This window comes from Acinetobacter sp. IK31, assembly GCF_035615195.1.
Classification (GTDB): Bacteria; Pseudomonadota; Gammaproteobacteria; order Pseudomonadales; family Moraxellaceae; genus Acinetobacter; species Acinetobacter calcoaceticus_C.
Map to the genome: position 1 here is coordinate 85,927 of NZ_JANBOB010000033.1, position 19,283 is coordinate 105,209.

At 40.6% G+C, this 19,283-nt stretch carries 19 protein-coding genes; 2 read left to right on the forward strand and 17 right to left on the reverse strand.

Annotated elements, in window-relative coordinates; genetic code table 11:
- Nucleotides 1-57 precede the first annotated feature (57 nt).
- Both MSG66_RS17200 and pcaU read left to right on the forward strand, forming a co-directional pair.
- Nucleotides 58-978, forward strand: coding sequence for a LysR family transcriptional regulator (locus tag MSG66_RS17200; RefSeq protein WP_324654737.1), 921 nt, complete (start codon nt 58-60; stop codon nt 976-978).
- 43 nt (nt 979-1,021) lie between these two features.
- The gene (gene pcaU, locus MSG66_RS17205; RefSeq protein WP_133973381.1) at nt 1,022-1,834 is read left to right on the forward strand and encodes an IclR family transcriptional regulator PcaU; all 813 of its coding nucleotides are present in this window, start codon (nt 1,022-1,024) and stop codon (nt 1,832-1,834) included.
- A 94-nt stretch (nt 1,835-1,928) separates the two neighbouring features.
- On the opposite strand, the gene MSG66_RS17210 is transcribed toward pcaU, so the two are convergent.
- The 17 genes from MSG66_RS17210 to MSG66_RS17290 all read right to left on the reverse strand — a co-directional run bounded on the left by MSG66_RS17210 (nt 1,929) and on the right by MSG66_RS17290 (nt 19,059).
- Entirely contained in the window at nt 1,929-2,795 is an 867-nt protein-coding gene (locus MSG66_RS17210) for an MBL fold metallo-hydrolase (RefSeq protein ID WP_324654738.1), read from the reverse strand.
- 4 nt (nt 2,796-2,799) lie between these two features.
- Entirely contained in the window at nt 2,800-3,213 is a 414-nt protein-coding gene (locus MSG66_RS17215; protein ID WP_202741932.1) for a DUF6691 family protein, read from the reverse strand.
- A 4-nt stretch (nt 3,214-3,217) separates the two neighbouring features.
- On the reverse strand, nt 3,218-3,631 hold the full coding sequence (locus MSG66_RS17220) for a YeeE/YedE family protein (protein ID WP_202741931.1): 414 nt from the start codon (nt 3,629-3,631) through the stop codon (nt 3,218-3,220).
- A 134-nt stretch (nt 3,632-3,765) separates the two neighbouring features.
- Entirely contained in the window at nt 3,766-4,233 is a 468-nt protein-coding gene (locus tag MSG66_RS17225; protein WP_324654740.1) for a DUF6438 domain-containing protein, read from the reverse strand.
- A gap of 642 nt (nt 4,234-4,875) precedes the next feature.
- A complete protein-coding gene (locus MSG66_RS17230; protein ID WP_324654741.1) occupies nt 4,876-7,305 on the reverse strand; it encodes a glucose/quinate/shikimate family membrane-bound PQQ-dependent dehydrogenase in 2,430 nt (809 codons plus the stop codon).
- Between the two features lie 81 nt (nt 7,306-7,386).
- On the reverse strand, nt 7,387-8,706 hold the full coding sequence (locus MSG66_RS17235; RefSeq protein ID WP_324654742.1) for a carbohydrate porin: 1,320 nt from the start codon (nt 8,704-8,706) through the stop codon (nt 7,387-7,389).
- Between the two features lie 68 nt (nt 8,707-8,774).
- The gene (locus MSG66_RS17240; protein ID WP_324654743.1) at nt 8,775-10,229 is read right to left on the reverse strand and encodes a right-handed parallel beta-helix repeat-containing protein; all 1,455 of its coding nucleotides are present in this window, start codon (nt 10,227-10,229) and stop codon (nt 8,775-8,777) included.
- Between the two features lie 19 nt (nt 10,230-10,248).
- Complete coding sequence (gene aroD / locus MSG66_RS17245) at nt 10,249-11,076, reverse strand: type I 3-dehydroquinate dehydratase (RefSeq protein ID WP_324654881.1); 828 nt, start codon at nt 11,074-11,076, stop codon at nt 10,249-10,251.
- A gap of 68 nt (nt 11,077-11,144) precedes the next feature.
- Entirely contained in the window at nt 11,145-11,774 is a 630-nt protein-coding gene (pcaG, locus tag MSG66_RS17250; protein WP_133973365.1) for a protocatechuate 3,4-dioxygenase subunit alpha, read from the reverse strand.
- A gap of 14 nt (nt 11,775-11,788) precedes the next feature.
- The gene (gene pcaH, locus MSG66_RS17255; protein ID WP_202741926.1) at nt 11,789-12,514 is read right to left on the reverse strand and encodes a protocatechuate 3,4-dioxygenase subunit beta; all 726 of its coding nucleotides are present in this window, start codon (nt 12,512-12,514) and stop codon (nt 11,789-11,791) included.
- Between the two features lie 10 nt (nt 12,515-12,524).
- A complete protein-coding gene (pcaC, locus tag MSG66_RS17260) occupies nt 12,525-12,938 on the reverse strand; it encodes a 4-carboxymuconolactone decarboxylase (RefSeq protein WP_202741925.1) in 414 nt (137 codons plus the stop codon).
- 15 nt (nt 12,939-12,953) lie between these two features.
- Nucleotides 12,954-14,309: an MFS transporter gene (locus tag MSG66_RS17265; RefSeq protein WP_042896112.1), complete on the reverse strand. Its 1,356-nt coding sequence runs from the start codon at nt 14,307-14,309 to the stop codon at nt 12,954-12,956.
- A gap of 42 nt (nt 14,310-14,351) precedes the next feature.
- Nucleotides 14,352-15,137: a 3-oxoadipate enol-lactonase gene (gene pcaD / locus MSG66_RS17270; protein WP_324654744.1), complete on the reverse strand. Its 786-nt coding sequence runs from the start codon at nt 15,135-15,137 to the stop codon at nt 14,352-14,354.
- Nucleotides 15,134-16,489 carry a 3-carboxy-cis,cis-muconate cycloisomerase gene (pcaB, locus tag MSG66_RS17275; protein WP_262472115.1) on the reverse strand — a complete coding sequence of 452 codons (1,356 nt, stop codon included), beginning with the start codon at nt 16,487-16,489 and terminating at the stop codon, nt 15,134-15,136. The genes pcaD and pcaB overlap by 4 nt, the downstream gene beginning before the upstream one ends.
- Nucleotides 16,490-16,491: 2 nt before the next feature.
- Nucleotides 16,492-17,703 carry a 3-oxoadipyl-CoA thiolase gene (pcaF, locus tag MSG66_RS17280; protein ID WP_324654745.1) on the reverse strand — a complete coding sequence of 404 codons (1,212 nt, stop codon included), beginning with the start codon at nt 17,701-17,703 and terminating at the stop codon, nt 16,492-16,494.
- A gap of 12 nt (nt 17,704-17,715) precedes the next feature.
- Entirely contained in the window at nt 17,716-18,369 is a 654-nt protein-coding gene (locus MSG66_RS17285; protein ID WP_324654746.1) for a 3-oxoacid CoA-transferase subunit B, read from the reverse strand.
- Between the two features lie 18 nt (nt 18,370-18,387).
- Entirely contained in the window at nt 18,388-19,059 is a 672-nt protein-coding gene (locus MSG66_RS17290) for a 3-oxoacid CoA-transferase subunit A (RefSeq protein ID WP_133973355.1), read from the reverse strand.
- Between the last annotated feature and the right edge of the window lie 224 nt (nt 19,060-19,283).

Here is a 19,283-nt window from a genome sequence, read left to right on the forward strand (position 1 = left end):
ACATCACCATAACTTGAAACTTAATATGAATGAAATGATTTTATTAAATAACACATCATGAATGATATTCATAACCTGCATGGGCTCGACTTAAGCTTTTTCCATCGAATTGATATCAATTTATATCCTCTTTTTATCGCGATTTATGAGCAAAAAAGTATTTCAAATGCTGCGAGTAGCCTCAATATTACGCAATCGGCAGCAAGCCATGCTCTGCAACGGTTACGCCAACAGCTCGAAGATGATATATTTATACGTGTAGGTAATAAAATGTCTGCAACGCCTTTTGCAGAACAGATTTACCCCACTGTGAAGCAAGCGCTTTTAACCATTCAAAATATTAGCCAGCAGAAACATGTCTTTGACCCAACCAGTTTAAAAAACTTAAAAATCGCCGTGCATGATGAAATTGAGCCTATTATTCTTCCAAGACTTGCTCAACATTTTCAAAATCTTAATTTAGATTTGCAGTTTGTGAGTATGAAGCTAGATCGAAAACATATTATGACGGACTTGGCGACACAGCAGCTCGACTTCGTGATTGACCTAGAACAATACTTATCTCCAAAAATTAGCTTTGACCATCTAGTAACAGATGAGTTCGTTATGTGCAGTCAACTTAAAGAAGTCGATTTATCTAGTTATATTAGTGGTCGACATATTGGTGTTTCATCGCGCCGTACAGGTGCTTTGCTTGAAGATATTTATTTAAACCAGCACCAAAGAATTTCAAGAAATGTATTCATGCGCTGTCAAAACTACTCAACGGCGTTACAAGTTTTGGGAGCTCAAGCCAACGCAATATTGACTATGCCCCGAATGATTTTGCAGCATTTATCCTATAGTTCGGAAATTCGGTTGTATTCACTCCCATTTGAGATGACCAATATCAAAATGGGGATGTTTTGGCATGAAGATTTAAGGGATAATTTAAGGCATCAATTTTTGCGACATGAAATTATTAAACTTTTTCAGTAAAGCAAATTGATCTACTAACGCCTACATCGTACAAGGACCTGTCATGAGTAAAGATGAACGAATAATCCAGAATCAGGACAATAAAAAAACGATTCGTCATGAAGACTACATTGCTGGTATTGGTAAAGGCATGTCAATTCTAGATAGTTTTAGTAGCAATCAACATCGTTTAAATATTTCTATGGCAGCTGAAAAAACCGGACTTACTCGAGCAGCAGCAAGACGCCATTTATTAACTTTAGAATATCTAGGTTATCTTGAATCAGATGGCCACTATTACTATTTAACCCCCAAAGTTCTGAAATTTTCAGGGGCTTATTTAGGTGCAGCTCAGCTTCCAAAAGTATCTCAGCCTCTATTAAATCTTCTAACCAACCAAACATCTCTGATTTATTCAGTGATGGTACTTGATAGTTATGAAGCCATTACCATTGCGCGTAGTGCGGCACACCAACAAACTGACCGTGTAAATCCATACGGTTTACACTTGGGTAATCGTTTACCTGCTCATGCGACCTCGGCGGGTAAAATTTTACTGGCACATTTAAGTCAAGAAGAACAATTGGACTGGCTTCAAAAATACCCGCTACAGCGTTTAACCAAATATACGCATGTTGAAAACGATAAATTTTTAGAGTTACTACAAGAGATTCGAGAACAAGATTGGTGTTATTCACGTGAAGAACATGAATTAGGTGTTCATGCACTCGCCGTACCTATTTATGGACAAGACTTTAAAGTTGTTGCGGCTTTAAATATTGTTTCACCTACCATGAGAACAACTGAAGAATATTTAATTCAACACATTTTGCCTTTATTGCAAGAGACTTCACGGGATTTGAGACAAGTTCTTTAAATCTTACTTAGGCTATTTTCATGAGATAAATTTTATTATTTGCTTAGGCTATTTTGGTTATTGGTAATGACTGGATGGATATGCTTAGGCTATTTTAAAAATAATTAAACGGAATTTTTAAATAACGAACGCTATTCGCTTCAGGTTCCGGAAAATTTCCTGCATTCATATTAATTTGTATTGAAGGCAAGATTAGTTTTGGCATTGCCAAAGTAGCATCTCGTTCTTGGCGCATTTTTATGAATGAGTCCTTAGAAACGCGTCGATTTAAATGGATATTGCTTTGCTTTTGAGTTTTTATGTCCGTTTGGCAGAGATATTCATCTCGACCTTCGGGCTTATAGTCATGGCATAAGAACATACGCATGTCGTCAGGAAGTGTATAAAGCTGTTGTACAGAGTCATAGAGCGCAGCAGCACTTCCTTTGGGAAAGTCACATCTAGCCGAACCATAATCAGGCATAAATAATGTATCACCCACAAAAACAGCATCAGCAATTATATAGCTTAAGCAAGCAGGTGTGTGGCCTGGTGTAGGAATGTTATAGGCTTCTATATCCCCTATTTTGAAATGCTCATGGTCTTCAAATAAATAATCAAAAGGCTGATTTGCATTAAATTTTTTAAAATCAAAATTATAGATAGCGGAAAATGTTTCTTGTACGATTGAGATTTTTTGACTAATCGCAATTGTACCACCCAATTTAGATTTTAAATATTGAGCCGCAGTCATATGGTCGGCGTGGACGTGAGTTTCTAAAATCCATTGCACTTTAAAGTTTTGCGCCAAGACATAATCGACAATACGATCAGCATTGGTTGTTTTTGTTGTTGCCGATGCTGCATCGTAGTCAAGCACACTATCAATAATGGCACATTGGCGAGTTGCTAAATCTGCAACAACATAGCTAAAAGTATTGGTGTTTTCATCAAAAAAATCTTTTACTAGAGGTTGTTGCATAGGCTTAGTTTCCTTTATTTAAAACTTGGTAAATCAACATTCCGAATAACATAGCGACAATAAAATATAGCGCTTCAAAATATCCCAAACCAATAAGCGTTAAAGCGGGTGCTGGACAGATTCCTGCTATTCCCCAGCCTATACCGAAAATAAAAGCCCCAGCAATTAACCTTTGGTCAATCTGTGTATTTGTTGGTAATTGAATTTGTTCATTAAAAAGTGTTTTTGGATTTTTAATCGCTTTTTGAAATGGAATAAATGCCACAGCAATCGCGCCCAACATGACAAACATTAAGCTGATATCCCACTGCCCAAAGATATCTAAAAAACCTAAAACTTTTTCAGGATTAGACATGCCAGAGATCATTAAACCCAATGAAAACAAGCTACCGAATATAAAAGCAAAGATATTTTTCATAGGATTATCCCAACACATGACGAATGATATAAACAGTTAACATGCCAGCAAACATAAAAACTGCTGTCGCTATCATTGAGCGTTTTGATAACCTGCTCATGCCACAAATACCATGGCCACTTGTACAACCAGATCCGAGCCGTGTTCCAAAACCAACAAGTACGCCTGCTAACATAAGTGCAAATATATTGGCTTTAATTTCAATTTCAGGCTGATAAAAATAACCATATATGAAAGGTGTAATTACTAATCCCGCAATGAACCAAAATGCAGAACCTTTAAACGTGTCTTTAGACGGCTTAATGATTTGAGCGATTAACCCACTAATCCCTACAATACGTCCATTTATATATAAATAACCAATAGTTGCAATGCCTAGTAGCAAACCGCCTAGAAAGGCATAGACAATATTTGACATAGTTTAATCCAAACAATATACTTTTTTATAATGTGAATTATACGCTTATTCTTTTAGAAATACTTAAGATAAAACTCCCAAGTATATAAATTTTCTTAACAAGAAAAAGCCCCAAACTCTTGGGGCTTTTATCATTAAATTAGATCTTTAATGCCTAATTGCTCTGGCAAACTATCCATAATTTTATTCAGTTTATTGTTCGCTGGAGACATACATCCTTTATAGTGGCTTAACTTCGTCTCTGTACCATTTACTTGGATCCACGAAATATAATAACTAGACATATCAGTCGCGGTTTGCTGGCATCCACCAGTTTTCGCTTGTGTACCTGTTTCTGGTCGATAAGTTTTTAAATCGCTTACAAGTTTTTGATAGTCTTTTATACTGCCTTGAATTTCTTTAACGCCTATAGCTTTAGTGTATTGTTTACCTTCAAAACGAATTAAACCTGTAGGTGCTACTTCTACAGAATAGATTGGACATGCACCAAAGCATGGGCTAGAAGCATAACGAATAGTTTCTTGTGTATTCGGTGCTTGCTGAACAGAAGCACAACCCATCAAAGCTAAACCAGATAAAGTTGCAAGAATTAAAAATCTCATCGTATCACCTATTATTATCAAGTGGCTTTAATTTATCAAATCATACACTTCTTGTCATTAAAGACTATTTTTTGTGATTGTTTTCATTAATTCATATCTGTCTATGCTTAGGCTATTTTTATAATAATCAAATATTATGATCTAAATCGCATAAAAAAAGGCCCATCTTGCGATGAGCCTTAAGCCAATAAAAGCTTAAATTCCTGAAATACAAATTATTACTGGGTAGTAATAACCTGCGATGACCATTCTAACGTAATGCTATAAATTATATAAATATAATATAAATATATATTTACGCTTGTTTTTCCAGCAAAAAAATCCTACTTTTTAGGACTAAAAAGTCAATAATGTTTATTTCTAATTAAAATTCACAACCTTAAGTTAAACAAAACTTAATAAACAAATAGATTTTATTTATAGGTAAAACATTGTGAAAAAATACCTAATCGTTCGACTATATCTAGTGTTCAAGCATTATCAATCGTAGGAATATTTTAGGTTTTGCAATAAGTTAAAGCACTTTTTTACTATTTGGTAAAGCTATCTAGTTAAAACAATAGGAATTACTCTATTATTTTAATATAAAAAATGTATTAAAGTTAAAGGCAAAAGAAGAATGCTCTTCTTTTGCCCATTAAGTTACTTCTCTAAACTATATGCGATTATATAATCGCCATGATCAGGAGACTGACGAGCTCCGCCTGCCGTAACAACCACGTATTGTTTACCTGTTTTCGGTGAAACATAGCTTATCGGGGTTCCTTGGCTACCTACTGGCATACGTGATTTCCACAGTTCTTTACCTGTAGATGAATCAAAAGCACGTAAGTAGTAATCTTGTGTTGCTGCAAAGAAAACCAAACCGCCTTGCGTTGCCATTGGTCCACCAATAGTTGGCATACCAATTGGTGCTTTTAAGCCCATTTTGATACCCATAGGCCCTGTATCTTCAACCGTACCTAACGGTACTTGCCATGCGACCTGACGAGTTTTTAAGTCAATGGCAGTCATGGTACCAAATGGTGGTTTTTGACACGGAATGCTAAGCGCAGACATAAAACGGTTTTTATTTACTTTAAATGGCGTACCTTTCATTGGTACAGCACCCATACCTGTGTTTACTTTCTCTCCACCATTCGCCTGAATCTTAATATCTTCAGGAGTTTGCTCCATCAATTGAACCCATAAGCCAAGGCGCATATCGTTGACAAACATATAACGATGTGTCGGGTCAAAGGCAATGCTTCCCCAGTTCATACCCCCCAAAGAGCCTGGGAAGCTTAATGAAACATCAGTACCCGGTGCAGTAAATAGACCTTCGTAACGCATTGACTTAAAGTTAATACGGCACATGAGTTGGTCAAACGGCGTTGCACCCCACATATCCGATTCGGTTAAAGTCTGATTACCAATTTGAGGCATTTCAACTGATCGTGGTTGGGTTGCACTGTATTGCTCACCCGGAATATTTGCAGGTTTAACAGGCTGTTCAATCACTTTGGTCAGTGGTTTACCCGTTACACGGTCAAGCACAAAGAATTGACCTGATTTGGTTCCAATGACAACAGCAGGTTTAGTCGTACCATCTTTTAATGGGAAGTCAACTAAACTCGGTTGCATTGGTAAGTCAAAGTCCCATAAATCATTATGAACAGTTTGATATACCCACTTTTCTTTACCTGTTGTCGCATCAAGTGCCAAAACAGAAGTATTGTACTTGTGATCTAACGGATTACGGTTACCACCCCAAATGTCGACAGATGAGCTACCCATAGGTAAGAACACTGTATTCATTTGCGGGTCATATGACATTGCAGCCCAAGAGTTTGCCGAACTACGTTTATAAGTTTCACCTGGTTTAAGAACGTAATTAGGGTTTGGGTTACGCGGGTCAAATGCCCAACGAAGTTTACCGGTAATGACGTCATAACCACGAACAACTCCACCCGGCATATCTGCCGCAACGTTGTCGGCAATACGGCTACCGACTACAATGGTTGTGCCTGCAATAGTCGGTGCAGAAGTCACTTCAAAACGTGGCGCTTTGGTTCCAGCCCCAAGGCCTTCTAACAGATCAACTGTTCCATTGACACCAAAGTCAGCACAGCGCTGACCGTTATCTGCATTCACTGCAATTAAACGACCATCTGGAGTATTGGTATATACACGGCGAGGACATGCCGTATTATTTGCAACTGTGGTTACTGGATTTGCACCAGCCAGAGTTGGTTGTACCAGTGGCTTGGTTGAATCAAAATACGCAACGCCACGGCAACGTTCCCAAGCATCAGCTTTAGAGTTCACTTCAGCTTTCCAGAGTTGTTTGCCCGAGTCAGCATCTATTGCAAAAATATTATTATGTGGTGTACATAAGAAGACTTTATTTCCAACTTGTAGCGGCGTCATTTGGTCTTCAGCACCGTTACCACTACCCGTTGTTAAATCGCCCGTTCTAAAACGCCAAGCTTCTTTTAACTTATGAACGTTATCTCGATTAATTTGATCGAGAGCAACGAAACGACTACCACCTGCATCATTACCATAATTTTCCCAATTCACCTGTTTTTTAGCAGGATCAACGGGTACTAAAGGTAGTTTTTCACCTGAACTTGCTACTGTTGGATGTGGTTGGAACATTTGATAGAACGCAATCAACATACCAACAACAACTAATCCACCTACCGCATAGGATGAAGATGCCAAACTGCTTTGGAATTGGTAACGTCGAATTGCAGGTAAGGTAAATAACAATGCAGCAAAAAGACCAGCAGGAAACATTAACCGCGAGAATAACGGCCAAAATTCCCATCCAGCATCAACAAATGACCAAATTACGGTGCCAATAAAAACAGCCGCAAAAATCCAGACACCAAGCGCCTTTTTACGAAAAATACTAATTGCAGAAATGGTAATCAACAGCCCTGCGACGAGGAAATACCAAGATCCACCTAATGACACTAGCTTTCCACCGCCTACGATGTAAAAAACACCAGTAGCCAATAAAACTAGGCCTAATAGAAAACACCATATTTTGAATAAGATATGAAACTTAGAATCTGACTCAGACATAGATCCTACTCCACATATACTGAACACAATAGTTCAAGCTTTTGGGCCAGTTAAACTATGTCTAACCAGCCATCAACATTGTTAAAAATTGACTTTTACGCTCAGTCCCGCCACCCAAGCGTCATCGACCGCTTTTATACCGGCAGGTTGATGGATATATTGAATATTTGGACGTAACATAACGGCCGGAGACCATTGGTAGGTATAGTTCAATTCGACATTTAGCTCGTCGTCTTGAATTGGAATATAGTCAGATGCAATCGCATCATAGCTATAGTATCCACGACTTTCATTTGTTGCGATTTGCTTATCTTTAGCACGATCATTGACCACATAATTGGCAATACCAAAACCAATCGAATCGTTTGGACGGCTATCAAATGGTCCTTTATACCAAAGGGAAAGTTGTTGAGTACTTTGAACAAAAGTCGTCGCTTTATCATTTACAACGCCGTTCAAACTTACATATAAACCGCGTTTAGGATCTTCACCTTTATGCGTAAGTTGTTGCTGAGCATTAATCCAGAAGCTTTGTTTTCCATCATGAACTTTGCCCGCAGTTTTAATATCGTTCGCTTCTGCGGTTGAGTACAATGCACCTACTTTATATTCACCTGGTAAGCCATTAAAAGCAGCAAGTTTTGGTTTCCATGCAAGTTCGACTGGAATGGTTGCTCCCTTCACATTGTTCATATCCAGATTAAAACCATCGCTATTAGACTCAGTTTTAATGTTGTCTGGATTGACTTCATACGCACCAATTCCAAAAGTCCACTCAGGCGCAAATTGATATTTAACATTTGCAGCCCAAACACCGACTGGCGAGTTATACCAAATTGAACCGATTGACTTTCCTAACTGTCCACCGCAAAGCAATAAGTTCTGAAATTCACATTGAGAACCATTAAAGTCTTCAGACATGCCCATACGACCGACTTTGACCTGTACTGTATTATCAGCAAAACCTTTTTTGACCCATGCTTGAGATAAACGCCAGATTTTCCCGCGACCATAAATTTCTTGAGCATTGCCTAATTGGCTAGAACGCGGGTCTTTAATACGCTCGAGAGTTAATGCATTCCCGTCACGTTTAGTCACGACTAAACTGGCCGTTGTATCTTTCCATCCAGCAATTTTTTCTAAATCGAAGTTTGCGCCTAAAGAAAGTTGTACAGCATTTTCAAAAGTATTGCTGTCGTTATAACCACCGTCTAAATTTGTGGCAGCTTGGCTCATAATAGAAGCAGTAAATTTATAGCCCTGTTGCTCTAGCTGCTGACGTTCACCATTCCAGTCGCCAAGTAACCATTGACGGTCTTGTGACCACGGCTCATTCGCAAGCGCAAATTGACTGCCTAATACAGCAATCGTTAACACACTCAGTTTCATTAAATTCGGCATTTTAAGTCCCTTTTATCATTTCTATATTTCTATGCTGCGCCTCGGTTGAGGCGCTTCCCTTATTGTTATTATTTAATTTGTACGGCCGAACTAAGTTCAGACGTCGCTCCAAAGCGATCAGTGATATTCGCTGTAATTGAGGCAACTTTTACAGTTGGCTTCCAATTCGCTTTTGCATTACCTTGCGCATCTGTAGCAACAGTAGTAGCTCCTAAATATTGCTCAGCCTCTTTTGATGCTGCATTTTGATTTCCAAAGAACTCAACTTGATAACGTTGATTTGGTAAACCATTAATCTCTACAGCAACTGAACCATTATTAGCGGTTAATTTAGGTGCTTTAATTGCTTGGTTAGGTTGAGCATTACAGCCTTGTTGATTTGGCTGAGTACATGTTTTCTGTTGTTTCGATGGATCAACAACTACACCACCACCACGAGAACCGACAAATCCTTCGTGCTCAAGTGCAGGTACACCAAATACAATTGCACCTAAACGCTGATTGGGTACACATGAACCGCCAGCTTCACAGCGTTTAATATCTTTACCATTGTCCCAAATCAGGTTTTTAGTCAATGTAATTTTTGCATTTGCATCTTTTTCCGAACGAATCGCGACACCAATACGGTTACCATGAACTCTATTGCTATCAAGAATGTTGCCATCGCCTGTCATGTTAAAACCAATCGAGTTATTGGTCATTTCGTTGTAGGCAATATAATTACGCTTACCCCAGTTAATCTGTAAACCATCTGAATAGTTTTCGAATTTGTTACCTACTACGGCATTGTCATTACCCCACAAAATTTCAATACCTTGTGATGGCTCTGGGTTTGCTTTGGTTGAAACAAAATGGTTATTTGCAATGAGGTTAAATGCTGCACCACGGGTTAGCTCTAAACCATCACCATTGTCTTGGAAAATATTATCCAACACTTTGTTGTTATTGGTGGTGGTTGCAGTTGGGTTACCTTGTCCATCATCACCAGTAAGCATGACACCCGCACCACCATAGTTATTGCTAATGCGGTTGTGCTGAATGAGGTTGTTGCTTGAACGGTTGATCAATACACCAATACAGAAACGATGAATATCTAGACCTTTTAAAGTAACGTTATTTACATCGCGTAGTACTAATCCCGGTAAAGTCATCGTACGCACATTGGTCCCATACTGCTCAGGGTTTGCGCCCGGACAAGCTTTTGCACCTTCGCCTTTAATATAATTTGAACCATCAATCGCGATATATTCACCAGTTTTATCCCACTGGGTGCCAATGATTTTGACTGGCGCTTTAATCTCTGGAAGCGCACCGTTTAGTTTAATTGCATACGGTGCTTTGCCCACTGCCTGAATCAAGATTTCGCTTGCTTCAGTCGGGTTAGCATTTGCTTGCTCAATTGCCCAACGTAAAGAACCTTTATTGCTATCGTCCTGATAACGGTCAACAACATAAGTCTGCGCAGCGGCTACACCTGAAACCATCAAACCTAATGCAAGAGTAGTTAAACGTAATGTATTCATTTCATCATGTCCTTATGATTTATGGGTTTGCTGGTTGAACGGTTTTTAAAATCTGTTTGAGCTTGGTCACATCAATTTGCCCCGGTGCAGATGCTTCACCAATCATGCCAAAGCTATAACTTCCGCCCATATTGGCTGTCGCAACACGAGAAATCGTCCCTAACTGCCCCATTGACATGGTCAACAATGGTTTAGTGGTTTGCTGACTTACTTTTAAAGTCGCATTCATTAGAGTAAAAACGTCTTGTTTAGATTTTGGCATTACTGCAATTTTGAGAACATCTGCCCCCATTTGATCTTGTTTTAATAAGCGTTTTTCAATTTCATCTTGGCTTGGCGTTTTTTGGAAGTCATGATTAGACATGACAATCAGCACTTTCTTTTGATGTGCTTTTTGAACGATTTCTGAAACAACTTTTTGATCACGGAACATTTCAACGTCTAGCCAGTCCATGAACGGATTTTTTAAATAAGCTTGATAAGTCTTACCATAATCCGCATCACTAATTTCAAGTTGGCCACCTTCGTTTTTAGTACGAATTGTGGCAATCATTGGCTTATTGCCTAAGATCTTTTTTAATTCTTGGCCCAAGGCAATCACTTGCTTTGTGTCACTGGCAAAACTCAATAAATCGATACGGAATTCCGCCAAATCAGCATCTGCTGTATTTGCAATCACTTGAGCTTGTGCCAAAGCTTGTTCTTTGTTTTTTGCTGTAATCGGAACAATCGTTTTAACAGCTATAGCCGCAGGTTGTGTTTGAGTAGCTAAAGCAACAGGTTCAGCATTCACTTGTGCTGTAAAAAATGGAAGTGCAAGCAAACTTAAACTTAATAATGTTTTCATGTTCATATCGTTCATCCTTAAAAGGCTACACGCATCCATGGGCGATCATGTGTAGCCTTGGGTGTTTCTTAAATATCAAAAAATACGGTTTCGTCATCACCTTGAATACGGATATCAAAGCGGTAAATAACTTCACCATTTTCTTCAGAACGTTTTGCAATAAGGGTCTGGCGACGCGGTGCCCATTCAATGCTATTTAAGATTGCATCATTAGCATTTGCTTCTGCTTCATCTTCAAAATAAACACGTGTATGAAGACCTAAGTTAATACCACGAGCAAATATCACTAAAGCGATATGTGGCGCTTGAGTTGAACCTTTACGCCCAGCAGTTGCACCCGGTTTAATGGTATTAAAACTCCAGATACCTGTTTCAAAGTCTGCACCTGTACGGCCCCAACCTTGAAATGCAGGATCAGCTTTTTGCTCACGTGTATCTGCTTGGCTTGGGTAAATACCATTTGCATCCGCCTGCCAAATCTCGATAAGCACATCGCGTAGAGGTAAACCCAACCCGTCAAAAACCTGACCTTCAAGACGGATGCGCTGGCCTTGGGTTTGGTCTTGTACAAGCTGATTATTAAAGTTGTTTTCAAACACTTCGATATTTGCTTGTTGTGGTAACAAACCAATGTGAACGTAAGGACCACCTGTTTGAGATGGAGTTTCTTTTAATTCCTGAAAATTCCAGTTATTCATGTTAAGGCTCCTGATTAAGTCAAATCATTTTCGAAGTAAGTCGCTCGACGACCACGCAAAGTGATGTCAAAACGGTAACAACGGCTATCAGCTTCGATAAAGTTGTTTTTATCTTCTAGTGCAATCAATGCACGACGTTGATCTTCAGAAGGAATCGTTTTTAAGATCGGGCAAGTATCGATGAGCGTATCGCCTTCAAAATAAAACTGTGAAATTAGGCGCTGAGCCCAGCCATCAGCAATTAAAGAGAAATGGATGTGTGCCGGACGCCATTCATTAATGCGGTTACGCCACGGATATGGACCCGGTTTAATGGTACGGAAAATATAAAAGCCATTTTCATCGGTTAATGTACGACCACAACCACCAAAGTTAGGGTCCATAGCACCAATATATTTATCGTTCGGATGACGGTAACGGCCCGAAGCATTGGCTTGCCATACTTCTAAAAGTGCATTTTTTACAGGACGACCAAATTGGTCGCGAACATAACCATGAACAATGACACGCTCACCAATTGGCAAACCATCTTTGGCATAGTTCAAAATTAAATCGTTATCTTTTGGGCCAAACAAATTTGAAGAAAAATGCGGTGAAGTGACTTCAGTTAAAGTCTCATTAATAGAAATCAATGCATTTTTTGGCGAACGTAAAACACTTGTCTTATAACCTGTCGCATATGCAGGTGGATGATCTTCTGTATTACGTTGGGCGTAAGCACCCCAGCTATGTTGTGACATCTTTATCTCCTTAATCCTGTTCTTTCGCTGCAACTGAGTTGACTTCTATTCCCAACTCTTTAAAGACTTCTTCGGCCATATGCATTGCAGCGTTTGCAGCAGGTAAACCTGCATAGAGTGAGCTATGTAAGATCAACTCTTTTAAATCTTCTTTAGTTACACCATTGTTGAAACATGCACGTAAATGCATACGTAGTTCATCTTCGCGGCCCAGAGCTAATAAAATTGCGATCGTTACTAAACTACGTGTATGGCGTGGTAGACCCGGACGAGACCACACTTCACCCCATGCATAACGACTAATAAAATTTTGAAAATCTTGGTTAAAGTCATTTAGGTTTTGCAAAGACCGACCAACATGTTTTTCACCTAAAACTTCAGTCCGCACTTCAATGCCTTGTTCATAGCGTTGTTCATCATTCATTGTGATAGACCTCTATTAAGTTGCATCGGTATGCGCAACAAGTGATTTAACAAATACAGCAACAGCCGCAGCAGTCGCTGGAATTAGTAATAAACTGAGAATGGCAGTAAACGACCAATCATTACCAAGTAATACAGCCCCAATCCAAGCACCAACTACCGCACCAAAACGTCCAATACCTGTCATCCAAGACACACCTGTTGCACGGCATTGAGTTGGGTAGAAACGTGCACTTAAAGCTGGCATTGAAGATTGCGCACCATTAATCGCGATACCTGCGCAAAGAACCAACACAGCAAGTAAAGTTGAATTCCCTAAGCTTTGACCCACAGCAATTGCAAATAGACCAGCGGCAAAATAGAAGATGGCAATCACTCGGTTCGGGTTGAACTTGTCCATTGCCCAGCCAATAAATAAAGCACTTACCACACCACCGAACTGGAACAATCCACCAATGAATGCAGCACGCTCCATTGAAGCACCTGTTTCACGCATGAGGGTTGGTAACCAACTTGTAAGCAAGTAAACAACAACCAATCCCATAAAATAGGTCAACCAAAGCAAAAGTGTTCCTTTCGCATAGGGTTTAGAAAACATAATTCCAAAGACATTTTTCTTTTGAGCTGTTTCAGTTTTTTCTTCTGGAACATAAAAAGTGCTTACATCTTGAACTTGAGTTGGCGCAATATGATTTAAAATTTTGCGTACTTTTTCAGGGTCTTTACCTTTCACAATTAAAAACCGATAAGACTCAGGTAAAACGAAAATCACTAAAATCATTAAAATCAGAGGAGACCAACCACCTAGCAAAAATAAACTATGCCAGCCATAAGTCGGAATCAGCCAACTACTAATAAAGCCACCTGTTGCCATACCTAAGTTGTAGCCACAGAACATACATGTCACGAGTAATGAACGAATGCGTGTTGGACAGTATTCAGAAAATAATGTAGTGGCATTTGGCATAGCTGCACCCAGCCCAATACCTGTCAAAAAGCGCAATACAACAAGGTTATCCAGATTTGTTGCATAGGCAGATGCCAAGGTAAAACCACCAAAAATAAGCATTGAAACAGCTAAAACAATTTTGCGACCAAAACGGTCAGCTGTTGGGCCAGAAACCAAAGCTCCAATAATCATTCCACCAAGTGCAGCACTCATCACTGGGCCTAACTGAGAGCGGTCAACGCCCCAATCCTGAGCCAAAGCTGGAGCGATAAAACCCATCGCAGCAGTATCGATACCATCAGTAAAAATAATTAAGAAACAGATGATTGCGATCATCCATTGATACTTACTGAGTGGAGCATCATTGATCAGTGCTTGAGCATCGATACTTTTATTTGGTGCAGCGTAATCCTGAGACGCCATATTTGCCTCCTTAAGGCCAATTCCTTTTAAACTGCTAAATTTCTAGAGCTGTTGAATAAACCGAGTTAATTCCTGAGTAAATTTTTGCGGTTGCTCAATATTAGACAGATGTGATGCATCCACTTTCGCAAGTTGACTGTTGTTAATTGCTCGCTGCATAAACTCAGCATCTATTACTGTAGTCACCGGATCTTCTGTTCCTGCAATCAGCAGTACCGGAATTTGGATTTGTGCAATTTCATCTCTTAAATCGGCATGTGCTAAAGCACGACATGCATTGGCATAACCTTGTGCTGGTGTATTTGCAAGACTTTGAATGGTCATCTGTGCAACAACATTATGTTGATAGTCAAATTTTTCACTAAACCAGCGGGTGTGTGTCGTTTTAACCAACTCAGCCAGACCATTTTGCTCTACAGATTCAGCACGGCTCAACCAAGCATCAGCCTGCCCAATTTTAGCTGCTGAGTTCGCAACAGTAATGCTATGAAAGAGCTCTGGATAATGGATACCTAACCAAAGCCCTGTAATGCCACCCATTGAAATGCCACAAAAGTGAGCTTTTTCAATATTTAAAGCATCTAAAATATCTACAACATCTTCCGCTAAATTTTGCAATGAAGTGTCGCCAATCACCTCGCTTTCACCATGGCCTCGTGTATCATATGTAATGACATTGAAATGATTTTTAAGTTCATTTACTTGTGGTTGCCACATACCATGGCCTGTTCCTAACGAATTAGAAAACACAAGCACAGGAGCATCTTTTAAGCCTTCAGTGTATACAGCTAACTGTTTACCTTGACGGTTGCTAATAGTCTGTTTCACTTTGGCTCTCCTTGTGCTTCTTGCAAAACTGCATCAATCTGTTGCTGAATATTGCCTAAATAGTTTTCTGGTTTAAATATTTCCACAATTTCATCTTGGCTGAACTGTGCTTTTACTTCATCTAACTGGCTAACGACATCGCATAAATGCTGGTTTTGTGCCACTGCTGTTTTACAAGCTGCTTCAACCAAATGATGAGCATTTAAACGGCCAATTTTTGGAGCAAGTGCCATCATGACTGCTTCTGCCATAATCAATCCATTGGTACACTCAAGGTTTCGTTGCATATGCTCAGCATTAACTTCGAAACCTTGTAAAACCTCACCAGTACGACTCAATACTCCAGCACAAAGCTGAAAAATTTCAGGAACTGCCAACCATTCTGCATGCCACGCACCTAAGCTACGTTCATGTTCCTGTACCATACTTTGGTAAATGCTAGACATGAGTGCTGGCACACGGTTTGCTGCCGCAAGTACTGAAGCAGCCGCAACCGGATTGCGTTTATGAGGCATGGTTGATGAACCACCACGACCTTTCGCTGTGGGTTCAAACAATTCTGCAATTTCGGTTTGCATCATAAGAGACCAATCACGTGCCATTTTGCCTGTATTACCAACAATCATGCCAAGCACACTTGCGATTTCTACAATACGGTCACGCTCACCATGCCACGTACTTGTTGGAACACTCAAATTCAGCTGTTTAGCAAATGCACTAACCACAAGTGAACCTTGATCTTGTAAAGAAGCTAAGGAACCCACAGCCCCACCTAACTGGGCAGTGAATACACGTGGTTTCATCTCTTCAATACGATCTAAATCACGTTTAAATGCAGAAGCCCAACGAGCAAGTTTATGCCCTAAGGTAATTGGCAAAGCTTGTTGTAACCAAGTGCGTCCAATCATGACTTGATGGCGATATTGTTTCGCTTGTTGTAATGCAGTGGTGTAACACTGTTGAAGTTGAGCTTCCACAATGTTCAACGCATCACGACATTGCAAAATACACGCTGTGTCTAAAATATCTTGACTGGTTGCGCCCCAATGCACATAGCGTGAAGCATCTTCATCAATATCTTTAACAATTGCTGTAAGTTGTTTTACAAACGGAATAGCAATATTCCCAGCTAGTCCAGTTGCCACTGCTAAAACTGGAAAGTCAAACTTTTCTAGTGCTTGTTCAGCCACTTGTGCAATTGTGTTAGCCGCACTTTGAGGAATCACACCAACTTGTGCCTGTGCTTGAGCTAGCGCAACTTCAACCTGAATCATGTATGTAATTAATGATGAATCACTAAAGATGTCAGTGACGTCTTTTTGATAAAACAAGCTGGCATATAACTGGCTCATGATTAGACTCTCTCAATAATGAGTGCAATGCCTTGGCCCACACCAATACACATTGAACACAAGGCATAACGTCCACCTGTTTGTTCAAGCTGGTTTAAGGCTGTTGTTACGAGGCGTGCACCTGAAGCGCCAAGTGGATGACCCAAAGCAATTGCACCACCGTTTGGATTTACCTTGGCAGAATCATCTGGCAAACCTAAATCACGGGTGACTGCCAAAGCCTGTGCAGCAAAAGCTTCATTTAACTCAATCACATCCATCTGATCTAAGGTCAGGTTAGCTTGTTTAAGAAGCTTCTTGATTGCAGGTGCCGGAGCGAACCCCATAATGCGGGGTTCTACACCCACAGCTGTAGAGGCAATGATCTTGGCACGTGGTTTTAGGTTGTAAGCTTGAACTGCATCATCAGATGCGATCAGTAATGCTGCTGCACCATCGTTAATGCCCGAAGCATTACCCGCAGTGACTGTGCCATCCGCTTTTACAACAGGTTTAAGTTTGCTTAAAGCTTCAAGTGTAGTTGATGCACGTGGATGTTCATCGGTATCAATCACCACTGCATCACCCTTACGCTGAGGGATTTCAACTGCCACGATTTCTTTAGAAAAAAAGCCTTTGGCTTGCGCGCTTGCGGTGCGTTGTTGGCTCACCAAGGCAAACTGGTCCTGATCTGCACGATTCACGTTAAACTTTTCAGCTACGTTCTCGGCAGTCTGGGGCATGGTGTCTACACCATACAATTCTTTAAGTTTAGGGTTAATGAAACGCCAGCCCATGGTGGTGTCTTCAATCTTCTGGCTACGACCAAAAGCACTGTCTGACTTACCCATCACATAGGGTGCACGGCTCATGCTTTCTACACCACCAGCAATCACCAAGTTCGCTTCACCTGCCTTAATAGCACGGGCTGCCATAGCAATGGCATCGAGTGAAGAACCACAGAGACGGTTAATGGTGGTTGCTGGTACTTGATAAGGTAAGCCTGCAAGTAGTGCTGACATACGGCCAACATTACGGTTGTCTTCACCGGCTTGGTTAGCACAGCCATAGATCACATCATCAACTTGTTCCCAATCTACATTTGGATTACGCTGCATTAAGGCTTTAATCGGTATAGCGCCAAGGTCATCGGCACGGACAGGTGCAAGACCACCAGCATAACGGCCGAATGGAGTACGGATAGCATCGATGATATAAGCGTTTTTTAAAGTCATTTCCCTACGTCCTTATCCTTGTGTCGCATCAATCAAAGTTGCACCAGTCAAACCCTGTAACTCGTCAAAGCTAAGACCTTCCACTTTCTCAATCACCTTTAAACCATTTTTGGTCACATCAATCACACAAAGGTCAGTGTAAATACGGTCAACACAGCGTTTACCCGTCACCGGATAGCTCAGCTCAGCCACAATTTTCGGTTCACCTTGCTTGGTCACATGGTCTGTGGTGATAAATACTTTCTTGGCACCCACAGCCAAATCCATTGCACCACCCACCGCAGGAATCGCATCCGGTGCACCCGTGTGCCAGTTAGCCAAGTCACCATTCGCTGCAACCTGAAACGCACCAAGCACAGCAATATCAAGATGACCACCACGCATCATGGCAAACGAATCACCATGGTGGAAAAAGCTGCCGCCTTCTAGCATGGTCACAAACTCTTTACCCGCATTAATCAGTTCAGGGTCTTCTTCACCTGCCGCTGGCGGTGGGCCAAAAGCGAGTAAACCATTTTCAGAATGAAGGAAAATATCTTTATCGTCAGGTAAGTAGCTTGCAATCTTGGTCGGCAAGCCAATACCCAAGTTCACATAGGCCCCATCGGGAATGTCTTGTGCCACACGTTTTGCAATCTGGTCACGGCTGAGTTTCTGGTAGCTCATGTTATTTCTCCTTATTGCTTACTGTGCTGGCGCGACTTGAACAACGTGCTGTACAAAAATACCTGGGGTGATGATGTGCTCTGGATCTAATCCACCTAGCTCAACCACTTCAGAAACCTGAACAATGGTGACATCAGCAGCCATTGCCATAATCGGACCAAAGTTACGGGCAGATTTACGGTAAACCAGATTGCCCCAGCGGTCGCCCTTGTAAGCTTTAATTAAGGCGAAGTCCGCCTTAATTGGATATTCAAGTACGTAGTCTTTACCATCAATCTCACGGGTTTCTTTACCTTCAGCTAGAAGTGTGCCAAAGCCTGTTGGGGTAAACACAGCCCCAAGTCCCATACCTGCTGCCTGAATACGACAAGCCAAGTTACCTTGTGGTACTACTTCAAGCTCTACTTTTCCGGCACGGTACAGCTCATCAAACACATAAGAGTCTGACTGACGTGGAAAAGAACAGATGACTTTTTTAACTGATCCTGCTTTAAGCAGTTTAGCCAGACCGTAATCGCCATTACCGGCATTGTTGCTGACAATCGTTAAATCTTTAACACCCAGTTCAATCAGTCCGTCAATGAGTTCAGCGGGTTGTCCTGCGGTACCAAAACCACCAATCAGGATGGTGGCACCATCTTTAATTTGCGATAGAACCTCGGTAAGTGAGGACTTACTTTTGTCAATCATTAGACAACTCCATTGTGCTCATTGAAGAAGAGATAGGTAAGAGAGTTAGACACACTGAGGCGAGAAGAATAGATAAATATTTTCACTCAATCCCGAGTGTTTCCCTTAGATTTCCCTTTTAAACATTCTTGATAATTTTTATAATTTGATCTAGTTATCCCGCTATGGTTTTGTTCGGTATAAGTGTTATTTGTTCGATGATCGAACATTATCTATGTATAGTT

What these genes read in the sequence shown, in the direction of transcription:
- MSG66_RS17285 (WP_324654746.1), bottom strand. Translation starts at nt 18,369, where the DNA reads ATGAGCTACCAGAAACTCAGCCGTGACCAGATTGCAAAACGTGTGGCA.
- pcaC (WP_202741925.1), bottom strand. Translation starts at nt 12,938, where the DNA reads ATGAATGATGAACAACGCTATGAACAAGGCATTGAAGTGCGGACTGAA.
- MSG66_RS17235 (WP_324654742.1), bottom strand. Translation starts at nt 8,706, where the DNA reads ATGCCGAATTTAATGAAACTGAGTGTGTTAACGATTGCTGTATTAGGC.
- pcaH (WP_202741926.1), bottom strand. Translation starts at nt 12,514, where the DNA reads ATGTCACAACATAGCTGGGGTGCTTACGCCCAACGTAATACAGAAGAT.
- MSG66_RS17290 (WP_133973355.1), bottom strand. Translation starts at nt 19,059, where the DNA reads ATGATTGACAAAAGTAAGTCCTCACTTACCGAGGTTCTATCGCAAATT.
- MSG66_RS17210 (WP_324654738.1), bottom strand. Translation starts at nt 2,795, where the DNA reads ATGCAACAACCTCTAGTAAAAGATTTTTTTGATGAAAACACCAATACT.
- MSG66_RS17220 (WP_202741931.1), bottom strand. Translation starts at nt 3,631, where the DNA reads ATGTCAAATATTGTCTATGCCTTTCTAGGCGGTTTGCTACTAGGCATT.
- MSG66_RS17215 (WP_202741932.1), bottom strand. Translation starts at nt 3,213, where the DNA reads ATGAAAAATATCTTTGCTTTTATATTCGGTAGCTTGTTTTCATTGGGT.
- pcaU (WP_133973381.1), top strand. Translation starts at nt 1,022, where the DNA reads ATGAGTAAAGATGAACGAATAATCCAGAATCAGGACAATAAAAAAACG.
- aroD (WP_324654881.1), bottom strand. Translation starts at nt 11,076, where the DNA reads ATGAAAACATTATTAAGTTTAAGTTTGCTTGCACTTCCATTTTTTACA.
- pcaG (WP_133973365.1), bottom strand. Translation starts at nt 11,774, where the DNA reads ATGAATAACTGGAATTTTCAGGAATTAAAAGAAACTCCATCTCAAACA.
- MSG66_RS17240 (WP_324654743.1), bottom strand. Translation starts at nt 10,229, where the DNA reads ATGAATACATTACGTTTAACTACTCTTGCATTAGGTTTGATGGTTTCA.
- pcaF (WP_324654745.1), bottom strand. Translation starts at nt 17,703, where the DNA reads ATGACTTTAAAAAACGCTTATATCATCGATGCTATCCGTACTCCATTC.
- MSG66_RS17230 (WP_324654741.1), bottom strand. Translation starts at nt 7,305, where the DNA reads ATGTCTGAGTCAGATTCTAAGTTTCATATCTTATTCAAAATATGGTGT.
- MSG66_RS17225 (WP_324654740.1), bottom strand. Translation starts at nt 4,233, where the DNA reads ATGAGATTTTTAATTCTTGCAACTTTATCTGGTTTAGCTTTGATGGGT.
- pcaB (WP_262472115.1), bottom strand. Translation starts at nt 16,489, where the DNA reads ATGAGCCAGTTATATGCCAGCTTGTTTTATCAAAAAGACGTCACTGAC.
- MSG66_RS17200 (WP_324654737.1), top strand. Translation starts at nt 58, where the DNA reads ATGAATGATATTCATAACCTGCATGGGCTCGACTTAAGCTTTTTCCAT.
- MSG66_RS17265 (WP_042896112.1), bottom strand. Translation starts at nt 14,309, where the DNA reads ATGGCGTCTCAGGATTACGCTGCACCAAATAAAAGTATCGATGCTCAA.